The 12,354-nt window shown below is 72.8% G+C and carries 8 protein-coding genes; 1 reads left to right on the forward strand and 7 read right to left on the reverse strand.

Annotation, left to right across the window (positions count from 1 at the left end):
- Window positions 1-15: 15 nt before the first annotated feature.
- The 7 genes from HKK72_RS29305 to HKK72_RS42435 form a co-directional block, all read right to left on the reverse strand.
- Window positions 16-930, reverse strand: a complete 915-nt coding sequence (locus tag HKK72_RS29305) for a hypothetical protein (RefSeq protein WP_187237672.1) — start codon at window positions 928-930, stop codon at window positions 16-18.
- Between the two features lie 13 nt (window positions 931-943).
- A complete protein-coding gene (locus tag HKK72_RS29310) occupies window positions 944-1,795 on the reverse strand; it encodes a serine/threonine protein kinase (protein ID WP_187237673.1) in 852 nt (283 codons plus the stop codon).
- Window positions 1,792-2,694, reverse strand: coding sequence for an NUDIX hydrolase (locus HKK72_RS29315; protein WP_187237674.1), 903 nt, complete (start codon window positions 2,692-2,694; stop codon window positions 1,792-1,794). The genes HKK72_RS29310 and HKK72_RS29315 overlap by 4 nt, the downstream gene beginning before the upstream one ends.
- 216 nt (window positions 2,695-2,910) lie before the next feature.
- Window positions 2,911-3,588 (reverse strand): ABC transporter ATP-binding protein, encoded by a 678-nt coding sequence (locus tag HKK72_RS29320; protein WP_315987499.1) that lies wholly within the window; start codon window positions 3,586-3,588, stop codon window positions 2,911-2,913.
- Window positions 3,585-4,574: an ABC transporter ATP-binding protein gene (locus HKK72_RS29325; RefSeq protein ID WP_187237675.1), complete on the reverse strand. Its 990-nt coding sequence runs from the start codon at window positions 4,572-4,574 to the stop codon at window positions 3,585-3,587. The genes HKK72_RS29320 and HKK72_RS29325 overlap by 4 nt, the downstream gene beginning before the upstream one ends.
- Window positions 4,571-7,252 carry an ABC transporter permease gene (locus HKK72_RS29330; RefSeq protein ID WP_187237676.1) on the reverse strand — a complete coding sequence of 894 codons (2,682 nt, stop codon included), beginning with the start codon at window positions 7,250-7,252 and terminating at the stop codon, window positions 4,571-4,573. Before HKK72_RS29330 ends, HKK72_RS29325 begins: the two co-directional genes overlap by 4 nt.
- Window positions 7,249-10,632 (reverse strand): FtsX-like permease family protein, encoded by a 3,384-nt coding sequence (locus tag HKK72_RS42435; protein ID WP_187237677.1) that lies wholly within the window; start codon window positions 10,630-10,632, stop codon window positions 7,249-7,251. The genes HKK72_RS29330 and HKK72_RS42435 overlap by 4 nt, the downstream gene beginning before the upstream one ends.
- A gap of 249 nt (window positions 10,633-10,881) precedes the next feature.
- Between HKK72_RS42435 and HKK72_RS29340 the strand changes: the two genes are divergently transcribed.
- A partial coding sequence (locus tag HKK72_RS29340) for a gamma-glutamyltransferase family protein (RefSeq protein ID WP_187237678.1) occupies window positions 10,882-12,354 on the forward strand: 1,473 nt, incomplete at its 3' end.

The raw sequence follows: 12,354 nt of genomic DNA on the forward strand, positions 1-12,354 counted from the left end.
TCGGTGGCCGCCGGCTCAGCGGGCCCGCCCGCGCCCGCCCGCGGAGGACGTCAGCGCGCGGGACACCGCGGCGACGGCGTCCGATCCCGTCTCGCGCAGGTGACCGAGGCCCTCGTCGAGGTCGATGGCCTCCTCGGCCAGCCCGACGGTGAGCGCGATGGTCTCGCAGACGGCGGCCGGGTCGTCGAGCCGGATGACGTGCTCGCCGAGCAGATCGCGCCAGAACCGCAGCAGCCTCTCGTCCCCGGAGTGGTAACCGCCCGAGGGGATGATGAAGTACACGTCGTACATGCGCCGCAGCTCGGTGAGGATCGTCTCGGTCCTGATGTGCTCGCCCAGCTGGTCGCCGACGATCCTGGCGACCTGCCGTCCGTCGACGCGGGGATAGGCGAGTTCGTCGCCGATGATGAACAGGTAGCCGCGCCTGCCGCGCTTCTCGAAACAGTCGAGTGCCGTGTGCCGGGCCATGAAGTACATCGCGAGCTCGTAGGACTCGCGCATCTGACCGCCGCCCCCGCCCTCGAGCAGGATCTTGCCGAGGTCGTCGTCCATCCGGTTGTCGGACTCGAACTGCCCGATCTGCAGCGGCGCCCGGTCGCACGTGGCGTCGCCGATCGCCCCGAACAGGATCTGCGGGTGCTCGACGTAGCCCTGCCGGAGCAGCAGGCCGAGCAGATCGGGCAGCTTGGTCTGCAGCGCCTGCGGCACGATGCCCATCGACCCCGTGACGTCGAAGAGCACGGCGAACGGCACGGACTCGGGGTGCTCGCCGGAGTCGCGGCACTCCCGCACGGTGACGCCGTGCGGGTCGAGGTCGGGGTGGACGGTCGTCGCGCCGCTCTCGCTGTGGGCGAAGGCGCTCTGACCGGTCGCCGCGCGATAGCGCGACGCGGCGTCGTAGACGTCGGTGGACCAGCGTCCGCTTCCCATGGGGGATCTCCTCTCAGCGCCCGGGGCCCTGCCCGGGCATGGTGAAGGTGTGGAACCGTCTCGGGCCGTACAGGCGTTCGAGCAGCTCGTCGAACTCCTGGAGCAGGTGCCAGGCGTCGGCCGGCCGGCGCCGTGGCGAGGCGAGCATGCAGCCCTTGGCGAAGGCCCGCATGGCCTTCGGCGCCCGGTCGCCCATCAGATCGAGCATGAGGCCGGAGGCCATGTAGATGTCGGCGGCGGGGCCGGCGCGTTCGCGCGCGGGCACCTCCGGCGGGTACCGGTCGGCGTAGCGCCCGAGCATCATCGGCACCCGTCCGCTCGGGTCGGTCGAGGCGTAGCAGCCGGGCACCGAGTAGCACCAGTCGACGAGCATCAGTCCGTGCTCGGCGGGATGGACGATCACGTGCTCGGGCAGCACCGCACCGTGCACGACGACCGCGCGGTGCGCGAAGCCGAGCGCGACCAGGAGCCGCCGCCAGATCCAGGCGACGTCGCGCGGGTGCAGCCCGTCAGGGTGCACCGCTGCGACGTCGGAGAGGCTGTGGAAGCCGTCGAGACGCCGCACCGCGTTGGCGGTCCGCCGCCGGCCGGTGGCCTGGTCGCGGTGCGCGAAAGACTCGATGAGCTTGGGAATGTACGGCAGGAACCGCCGGTCGCCGTCCTTGGGCAGCTGACGCAGTGCGGTCGCCTCCCGTTCGAGGAGATGGCTGTGGGCGGGGTCACGGGGCAGCTTGATGACCGCGGAGCGGGTGCCGTCACACCGCGCCGAGTAGAAGTCGGCGAGGTGGCCGCGCGCCAGGGGCGTCACGGCGGCGTAGGAATGGCGCCGCGTGGTGATGGTCCGGTCGTGGCGGATGGGGCTCATCTGATCTCGTCCTCTCGGCCCGGGCGCAGCAGGGCCGGATGCAGCAGCCGGGCGTCTCCGGCCCGGTAGAGCCGTGGGCGGGGGCCGCCGCGACGCCCGCCGCGTTCGGTGGTCGCTCCGGTGCTCTCGACGAAACCGGGCACCGAGAGGACCTTGCGGTGGAAGTTGCCGGCGTGCAGTTCCTCGTCCCACACCGCCTCGTAGACCGCGCGCAACTCGGGAATGGTGAACTCGGGAGCGCAGAACGCGGTGGCGAGCGGCGTGTACTCGAGCTTGGAGCGGGCCCGCTCCAAGCCGTCGGCGAGGATCCGGGCATGGTCGAAGGCCAGCCTGCGCGTCGTGCCCGGCCGCTGCCCGGCTCCCGGTGCGTCGGGGAGGCCGAGCGAGCCGACCGGCACCCACTCGGCCTCGTTCGCGTCGGTGCCCGCCTCGGGATCCGGCAGCTCGGGGGCGAACGCGAGGTAGGCCACCGAGATGACGCGCATGCGCGGGTCGCGCCCGGGTGCGCCGTAGGTGCCGAGCTGCTCCAGGTGCACCCGGGCGAGCGCGGCCGGCGCGGCGGCGCGCCCGGCTTCGGAGGAGCCCTCGGGTTCGCCGGACAGCCGGAGCGAGGTCTCCTCGGACAGCTCGCGTACGGCGGCGTCGGGCAGATCCTCCTCGTCTCGCACGCTGTGCACGAACCCGCCCGGCAGCGCCCAGCGTCCCTCGAACGGGGGCCGGCCGCGCTGTACGAGCAGCACGTGCAGGCTCCCGTCCCGGATGGTCAGCGCGACCACGTCGACGGTCACCGCGATCGGGTCGTAGTCCCGGGGGTCGTATGCGGCGATGAACGCGCCCTCGGCGTCGTCTCGGTCGTCGTGGCGCGGATCCGGCTGCACGGCGCCCCTTCCCTGGTCCATCTCGTTATGAGTAAGTCTCAAATTGAGTTCAACTCGAACTGAGAATAACATACCTCGCGGGTCGGTGGATGTCCACAGGAATTCGCGGCGCACCCGCGCAGCCTCGGGCCAGGCCGGCGACTTGGCGGCAGTGGCAGTGGCAGCGGTCAGCGGTAGTGCTCAGCGATCGTTGCTCAGGCGGTGAGTGCTCAGCGGCCGGTGCGCAGCGGCAGGTGCTCAGTGCTCAGGGGTGAGCGCACCGTCGTGCAGTTCGAGCACGCGGTCGGCGAGCGACAGCAGCTGCGGGTCATGCGTGGCGACCAGCGCGGTCACACCCTCGCTCCGTACGACGGCACCGATCAGCCGCATGATCGACCCGGCGGTTTCGGAGTCGAGCTGGCCGGTCGGCTCATCGGCGATGAGCAGCTGGGGCCGGTTGGCCAGCGCGCGGGCGATCGCCACCCGCTGCTGCTGGCCACCGCTCAGCTCGTACGGCCGCTGGTCGGCATGGTCGGCGAGGCCAACGAGCGAGAGCAGCACACGTACCCGCTCCGCGCGCTCCCGCCGTGCCGTTCGGGTGAGCCGCAGTGACACCTCGACGTTCTCGGCGGCCGACAGCACCGGGATGAGCCCGAACGACTGGAAGACGAAGCCGAGCGTTTCGCGGCGCATCCGCAGCAGGTCGTCATCGCCGAGGGCGGTGACCTCCTGCCCGATGACACGAACGGTGCCGGACTCAGGGGAGTCGAGGCCGCCGACCAGGTTCAGCAGCGTCGTCTTGCCCGATCCCGAGCGGCCCTTGAGGGCGACCAACTGCCCGGTGGGCACGGTGAAGGACACGTCCTTGAGCGCGTGCACCTCCACGCTGCCGCTCCGGTAGATCTTGCTGAGCCCTTCGGCCACGATCGCGTTCACCGGTCGTCGCCTTGGGTCGGCCAGACACCGATGTGATCGGCTTCCAGCGCCAGCCGCACCCGGTCCTTCATGTCCAGCGCCGAGGTGAAGCCCTGCGGCAGCTGCAGCCGGCCGGCCCGGTCGAGCACGGCGTACTCCTCGGCGACCACGGTCTCGCGGCCGGAGTCGTCGAGCCGCACCCGGCGGACCACCTCGCTGCTGGTGCGGCCGTCGCGGATGCCGATCGTGCGGTCGACCTGCGCGGCCACCTGCGCGTCGTGGGTGACGACCACGGCGGTCACGTCCAGCTCACGGTTGGCCAGGCGCAACGCGTCGAACACCTCAGCCGAGGTGGCGCTGTCGAGCTCGCCGGTGGGCTCGTCCGCCAGGATCACTCCGGGCTCGTTCGCGACCGACACGGCGATCGCCGTCCGCTGCTTCTCCCCGCCCGACATCTGCTCCGGCCGCCGGTCGGCGCAGTGGCCGATGCCCATCAGGTCCAGCAGTTCGGCGGCCCGGGCACCGCGCGCGCTCTTCTTCATACCGGTGAACCGCATCGGCAGCTGTACGTTCTCGACCGCGGTCAGGTAGGGGAGCAGGTTCCGGCCGGCCTGCTGCCAGACGAAACCGATCAGACTACGGCGGAAGCGCAGTCGCTCCTTGGCGGACATGGTGAGCAGGTCGGCCCCGGCCACCCGCGCGACTCCGGCCGTCGGCACGTCCAGCCCGGACAGGATGTTCAGCAGTGTCGACTTGCCCGATCCGGACGCGCCGACGATGCCGACCATCTCGCCCTTACCGATGAGGAGATCGAGGCCCTGCAAGGCGATGACCTCGACGCCCTCGGCCTTGTAGATCCGGACCAGGTTGTCGCACACGATGTGAGCGGCGCTCCCGAAGCCCTCCACGCGCTCACCGGCCCGGCGTTCCAGCTCGGCCAGATCGGGCGGCGCCTGTCCTTCGGACCCTGGATCCGGCTGCGGTCGGGTCCGCGGCGGTTCGGTCATGGTTGATCCCCCATCCTCATGACGCTGTTCAGACGCAGGCGGGAGTTCAGCGCGGCGTCGAGGACAATCGCGAGGCCCGCGAAGACGATCAGCCCGCCGGCCAGCAGGGCCGTCGAGTTCAGATCGAGTGTGTAATCGGCGGCGGGACGGCCGCCGGTGAAGGCGCGGAGATCGATCGCGGGGCCGACGACGCGTGGCAGCAGCAGGCCGAGAACCCACCCCATCACCGCCGCGACGCAGATCGCCGGGCCGAGTTCCACCATGGTGAGGCGGCGCGCCTGCCTGCGACTGAGCCCGAGAGTGCGCAGATACGACACCGTACGGCCGCGCGCGCTCGCTCCGATGATGAGCGCGAGAAGAACGGTGAGCGTGCCGTACCCGCCCACCACCAGCGCGGTGTAGCGGAAGGCGCCGCGGACCATGCCGACCAGCGGAGCGCCGGTCAGCTCGCCGTGCGCCCGCGCATAGGTGTCGGCACAGGCGGTGTCCTCGGGGGCGCCGGGCAGTACCGCCCCGCACAGCTGCGCGGCGTCGAGGTCATGGCCCCGCACGAAGACCGTGGTGGACAGCCGGTCGACCTGGTCGAGGGCGGCGTAGGGCAGGACGACGAAACTCTGGTCCGCGGGCAGCGTCGGGAAGCCCTTGATCGTGGCCGCCCGCCGGATCCGCAGTGTGGTCCCGTCCGGCCACGACAACGACATCGGCCCGGTGCCGTCGGCCCTGGCCGCGAGCCCCGCCGAGAACAGCGCGGGCGTCTCCGCACCACGGCCCCGGGGCGCGGGCGGCACGCGCAGCGGCCGGCCCGCGACGATGCGGCGGTAGGCGTCGAGATCGACGGCCACGACGGTGATCGTCTCCGGGGCGGGACCTCCGGCGCCCAGTCGCGCGCTGTCGGCGAACCGCGCCGCGACCGCGTCCTCCACGCCCCCGAGACCGCGCAGGCGGCCGAGCGCGGCGGGGTCCAGCGCTGATGTGGTCACCTGGGCGTCCGCGCCGATCGCCTGCCACGCCGACGACTCCTGCGCCCGGCTCACGCTGACGTCGATCGTGGCCGCGAACCCGGTCACCGCGGCGACGAGGAGCAACACGATCATCGGCAGCACCGCGGTGAGGCCCTGCCGCGAGGCCTGCGCGAGCCCCACGAACGGCACGGTGGAGCGGCCGCGACGCGCGATCGCGCCGATGGCGCGCAAGGGGTACGGATAACAGCGCGACATCAGCAGCCCGGCCGCCGCCGCCAGCAGAATCGGCACGGCGGCGATGAACGGGTCGGTGCCACGCTCGGCCGACTCGGTGATCAGGCCGCGACGGCGTAGGACGACGATGCCGGCGGCGGACAGTGTGATGACGAGCGCTTCGAGCACGAGCCGGCGGGGCGACGCCTTCGGCGCCGTCACATCGCTTCGCCTTTCCCGCATCGGCCTCCGGTGACCGGCGACCGTGAGCGCCGCGGGCGTCAGCAGTGCGGTCGCCAGGACCGCGAGGACACCGGGCAGTGCGACCGTGACGGGCGGGCCGCCTACGAGCAGCGCCGCTAGGAGGTATCCGGCCAGCGCGGCCGGCACCGCGACCAGGGCCACGGTCGCCGCGACGAGGCCGGACAGCTGCATCAGCGAACCGCCCCGTGCCCGCATCGTGGCCATTGCGGGCCGCATCCGCTCCAGCAGGACGCGGCAGCCGAGGGCGAGGGCACCGACGGCGACCGCGCCGAGCCCCGCGAACGCCACGGCCAGGACCGCCTGGGTCACCCGGAGCTGGTCGCTGAAGCCCTGCAGGACGGTGCCGAGCCGGGTCGCCAAGTCGAACCGCACCCCTGCGAGTTGACGATTCCGCACGGCGAACTCGAACTCGGGGAGCACCTGGTTGAGCTCCTGGGCACCGGCGGCGGTCACCCGGCCGGTGACGATGGGAAATCGCCAGGTGTACGACAGGGCGACATGGTCGTCGCGGTAGAGCACCGCATAGCCCGGCGCGTCCAGGGCCGCCGTCGTCATCGTGGTCAGGCTGCCGATGCCGACCTCGATGTCCAGCGCGGCGAGCAGCTGAGGCCTGGTCGCCCAGAACGGGTCGGCGGCCGATACCGGCTCGTACAGGCCGCTGATCCGGACCTCGCGCCCCTCGAGGGACACGGTGTCACCGGGCCGCAACCGCAGCCGTGCCGCGGCCTTCGCGGCGAGGGCGACCTCGATCGCGGAGGCCCGGCCGGTCGCCGTGGGCCGCGTGTCGTTGCGCGGAGCGGTGCCGGACACGTAGCGGATGCGCTCCGGAACCTGCGGATCCCACGCGAGCGCGATCTTGGTATCGGGGAGCGGCGTCCGGCCGGACGGATCGCCGAGCCCGAGGTTCCTGGTGCGGACGTCGTATCCGACCGGCCCGGTGACGGCGCTCAACCGGCCGGGCATGATGCCGGTCCATTGCCGGCTCGCCTCCCGAAGCGCCGCATCGGTCGCGGGTCCCTCCGCCGGGTGCGTGCCGGTGAGGGTCCCGCTCAGCGCGATCTCCTGACCGGCCGCGGGCACGTCGGCGATCGCCTCCCTGAGGGCGCGGTCGTAGCCGTCCGACAGGGTCGCGGGCACCGCCGTCACGAGCAGGGACGGGACGAAGACCAGCAGGGCGAGCACGGCGAGCAGCGGCCGGTGGGCGCCGGCCAGCTGCCGGACCGACGAAAGCAACGTCACTGATCGCCTCCGGCTCCGCCCGCGCGCATGGCGGCACCGGGTCCGTCGCGGCGCAGGGATCGCAGGAAGACCGTGAGGACGCCGAGGAGCAGCAGGGCGATGCAGCCCAGCATGGCCAGCACCGGCTGCCACGAGACGACGACGTCGACCGGGGGATAGGGCGCGCGTGCCCTGACGGTCAGCACGATGTGCGGAACCACGAGCCGGGCCACCACCACGCCGAGCACGGTGCCGCCGGCGAGTCCGAGTGCGACGAGGAACGCCTGCTCCACGCCGAGCAGGCCGACGATCTGCCTCGGGGCGACGCCGAGCGCCCGGAGGACGGCGAACTCGGCGACCCGTTCCCGGGCCGACACCGCCGCGTTCACGACGAAGCCGATCACGACGAAGGCCAGCGCGGCGAGGAAACCGATGACGAGCGCGCCCTGCAGCGCGGCGCCCAGCGGGGCGTCCCGCAGCTCACGGCGCAGCCCGGCCCGGTCGGAGATCGCGCCGTTCCAGTCCGGGTTCGCGGCGAGCGCACGGACGGCCGGGCCGGTGTCACCGTCGCGTGCCGCCACCCACCACTCTCCGGGCTCGGGGGCGGCGCTCCCCACGCCGAGGAAGCGATCGGTGACGGTGCGCAGGTCGACCAGCACGGCCGGGCGATCCGGCGCCGTGGAGGGGAGAGCGGGAACTACGGCCACCACCTTGATCGGCTGTTCGCCGGTGGAGTTGCCGACGGTGACCGTGCCGCCGACGCCGACCCGGGCACGTCCGGCCAGCGCGGTGGTGATGATGCCGGGGATCGGGGCGAAGGTGACCCGGCCGCCGGCGTCGCCGCCAGCGGCGGCCCGGTCCGGCGGCGCGGCGAGGACGGCGTGGCCGGCGCCCAGGCCGACGGTTCCGTCGTCGCCGGCCGGAGGCCTAGGGACGATCATCGTGAGGAAGGTGCCGGACCGGCTGAGGACCTCCGGCGCCTGCGTGGTGCGGCTCGCCCCCGCCTGGGCGTAGTTCGCGTCGGCGATGGGGGTCCAGGCGTCCCCGGGGAGCGGCGGCACCGCCCGCTCCCACGCGGCGGCCGTGCCGCCCCTGATCCGCAGAAGGCCGAACTCCAGAGCGTCCTCGCCGGACGCGCCGCTCCGCACCGGCTCTTGGGTGACCTGATACCGGACACCGCGGACGGTCAGCGGGTAGGTCACCCGTCCACCGGGGCCGGCCAGGTCGGTGGCATCGATGACGCGGGTCCGGGTCCTGCCGTCCGGCGGCAGTGCGCCGAGGCCGATCTCCTGTGTGCTGCCCCGCCCGTCCACGAGAGTGGCGAACGCACGGAACGTCACGCCCTTGGGGGTGCCGGTGCCGCCCCCCGCCGGCGACAGCCGCAGATCGACGGCGATCCGGTCCGGTCGTCCCGGGAGCACGGCCGCCACGAGCTCCGAGCGACCCGCGGTGAGCTTCGCCGGAGCGGAGCGGTCCATCAGATCCGGGCGGGTCCGCAGCAGCGACCCCATGACCGCGGCGTCCCCGGCGAGCAGGACGATCTCCTGGCCGCCCGAGGTCGCCTGCTGCCGGAGCACCGGGCTCACCGCGGTCACCGACGGCAGCGCCGCGAACCGGCCGCCACGGCCGAGCGGCAGTGGGCCGGAGTCGCCGGCCGGGACGTCGACCCGCAGGTCGGTGCCCGCCTGGAAGTCGGCCTGTTCGAGCTGGGACCGGCGCCATGTGCTTCCCGCCGCCACCGAAAGCACCCCGACGGCGACCGCCATGACCAGCAGCAGCACCGGCCCGGCGTAACGCACCGGGCGCCGGCTGACCTGCCGGGCCCCGAGCGCGGGAGCCAGCCCCCGGCCACGGGAGGTGAACCGTTCCAACGCCCGGGACGCGATCGGCACCAGCCGCAGTACGAGCAGGCCGCCCGCGAGCAGCGCCAGCGCCGGGCCGGTCACGATGAACGGGTCGACGCCCGCGGTGGTCCCGGTCTCGGTGGTGGCGGTGACCGGCCCGCCGTACCTGGTGAGCTGCCACACGCCGAGGGCCGCGACCACCAGCAGAGCCAGGTCGGCCCCGGCCCGCTGCAGGACGCCGCGCCGCTCGCCCCGGCCCCGTGCGGCCCGCGTCGCGACGTACGATCTCGTGACACCGCGCAGTGTCGGCACGGTGAGAGCGAGCGCACAGATCAGCGCCGCGGCGATGGAGGTCACCCAGGTGAGGGCCGAGGGTGCGAAGTCGGGCCGCAGCCCGGACGTCCTGACCACCGAGGTGGTGCCGGCCAGGGTGAGCAGCGGCCCGCTGAGCAGCGGCGCCGCGAGCGCGCCCGGGGCGGTGAGCAGGGCGCCTTCGCCGATGGTGAGCATGGACAGCTGCCCGGCCGAGGCGCCCCGGGCCCGCAGCAGCGCCACCTCCATCCGCCGGTGCTCGGCGATCAGCCGGGCGACGAGCGTCAGGGCGTAGCCGGCGAGCACGATCAACTGGAGTACCGGGATCAGCATCGTCGACCGCGCGACGAGGAGGGCGCCGCTGGTCTGCTCCACCAGGTCGGGCAGCGACGTGTCCATGACGAACTGATGACCGGCTCGCCCCGTGCGCAGATCGGCGGCCAGCGTGTCCAGCCGTGGGCCCAGAACTCCCAGCCGCTGTGAGGTGATGGCCTCGCAGTCGGGGAAGACCAGCCAGTTGGCCGAGAACCCCGCCCGGCCGAAGGTCGCGACGAACGTGGCCGGCGCGACGACGAGCGGGCCGTACGTCGTGTAGTCCAGCCGCTCAACGCCCGAGGTCACCAGCCGGTTGCCCTGCCAGAAGTAGTCGTCGGCCCGGCCTGCCCGAAACAGCCCGGTCACCCTGACCCGCACGGCACCATCGTCCAGCCGGCTGTGCAGGGTGAGGACGTCGCCGACCTCCGCCTTCATCGCACGCGCCGCCGGGACCGGCAGGACCGCCTCGACGGCGGCACTCGCCATGCCCCCGTCCGCCGGCGCAGGCGTCCCCGGCCGCGGCCAGGCTCCGGCGGTCAGGGTCGCGTGCTCCTCGATGCCCGAGTACATCGCGAAGGTGGTGAGCTCCGGCCGCCTGAGCTTCTCCTGTCCGGGGAGCGCGTAGGAGTCGCCGCGGGCGCTGACCGTGGTGGTGAGAGGGATATCGGCGTAGGCCCGGTGCAGGGCGGCCTGTAGAGATCGCTCGACGTTCTCGTAGCCGCCCGCGCTGACCTGGGCCGTGATCCGGGTGCCGGCCGACTCGAAGGTCGCGGCGGCGAGGGTGCGCCGCAGGCCCTCACGGGTCACCGAACCCGTGAAGGTGGTCAGCGCCGCGAGGACGGTGGTGGCGAACAGGGCGGTGACGGTCGCCGCGAGGATCAGCGTCCGCTCACTGAACGCCCTGCGCAGCACCAATCCGACCCCGATCACAGCAGACGATCATTGCCTTCGCGTTGGGCGAGATCAAGTGCACTGTGGGCGGTGTGTGTCGATTCTTCAGCAAATCGATATTTGTCGGGAAGCGCGGTGCGGGCATGGGGCGAGGTTGTCTGAACGGGAACAAGCCGCCGATTTGTCCGTCAAGAGGGGGTGATGGGGTATGCCCTCCCGCTGGTCCACGGGCACATTCGATGACAAGGTGGGTGATCGCGGATTCCCAAGCAGGGTCATGGAGGTCTCATGCACCGCCGCAGGACAGGCCGTATCCCCCTCGCTCTCGCACTGGCCGCCGTGACGTCAGTGGCCGGTGTCGGCGCGGCCGGCGCGATGCCGACGGCCGGACGGCCCGGCGCCGAGTCGGCCGGGCCATCCGGCTCGCAGGGCAAACGGGCGGTGGCGACCGGGTACGGCGGCGCGGTGTCGACGGTGGACCTCGACGCCAGCCGTTCGGCCATCGAGGTGCTGAAAAGCGGCGGGAACGCGGTCGACGCGGCGGTGGCCGCCGCGGCGACCCTCGGCGTCACCGAGCCCTACGTCGCGGCGATCGGCGGCGGCGGCTTCTTCACCTACTACGACGCGAAGACGCGCCGCGTCCACACCATCGACGGGCGTGAGACCGCACCGCGCGCGATGGGGGAGAGGGCGTTCATCGACCCCGCCACCGGACAGCCGCTCCCCTTCAACGACGCCGTCACGAGCGGGCTGTCGGTCGGCGTGCCCGGAACCCTGGCGCAGTGGGACCACGCGCTGCGGCAGTTCGGCACCCGCAAGCTCGGCACCCTGCTCCAGCCGGCGATCGGCATCGCCGAACGCGGCTTCACGGTGGACCAGGAGTTCTACGACCAGACCGCGCTGAACGCCGACCGGTTCAAGGACATCACCCCGAGCCGGCGGCTGTTCCTGCCCGGTGGGCAACCGCCCGCGGTCGGCTCGACGTTCCGCAATCCCGACCTGGCGCGCACCTACCGGACGCTCGGGCAGCGCGGCCCGGACTGGTTCTACCGAGGCGAGCTCGGCAAGGAGGTCGTGCGGACGGTCGAGCACCCGCCGGTCGAGCCGGGCGCGACCCGCAACGTCCGGCCCGGGCTGATGGCGCCCGCCGACCTGGCCGCCTATCGCGCGCCGTCCCGCAAGCCCACGCGGGTGAGCTATCGCGGGCTCGACGTCTACGGCATGCCGCCGCCCTCGTCGGGCGGTTCGACGGTGAGCGAGGCGCTCAACATCCTGGAGAACTTCAGGCTGTCAGGCAGCGACCCGGTGCAGGCGCTGCACTACTACCTGGAGGCCTCCAAGCTCGCCTACGCCGACCGGGGCCGCTATGTCGGCGACTCCGACAAGGTCGATGTGCCGCTGCGGGAACTGCTGTCGAAGGGCTATGCCAAGGAGCGGTCCTGCCAGATCGACCCGGCGAAGGCCGCGGTCGCGCCGGTGCCGCCGGGATCGCCCGACGGCCGCTACGGGCCATGCGCCGCTCCGTCGGGCACGCCGCAGGCGCTGCAGTACGAAGGGCCACAGACCACCCATCTCGTCGTCGCCGACCGGTGGGGCAACATGGTCGCCTACAACGTCACGATCGAGCAGTTCGGCGGCAGCGGTCTCACCGTGCCGGGACGCGGGTTCCTGCTCAACAACGAGCTGACCGACTTCAGCTTCGCCCCGCCGGCGAACGGCAGCCCCGACCCGAACCTGCCGGGGCCCGGCAAGCGCCCGCGC

The organism is Actinomadura sp. HBU206391, assembly GCF_014323665.1.
Lineage (GTDB): Bacteria > Actinomycetota > Actinomycetes > Streptosporangiales > Streptosporangiaceae > Actinomadura_C.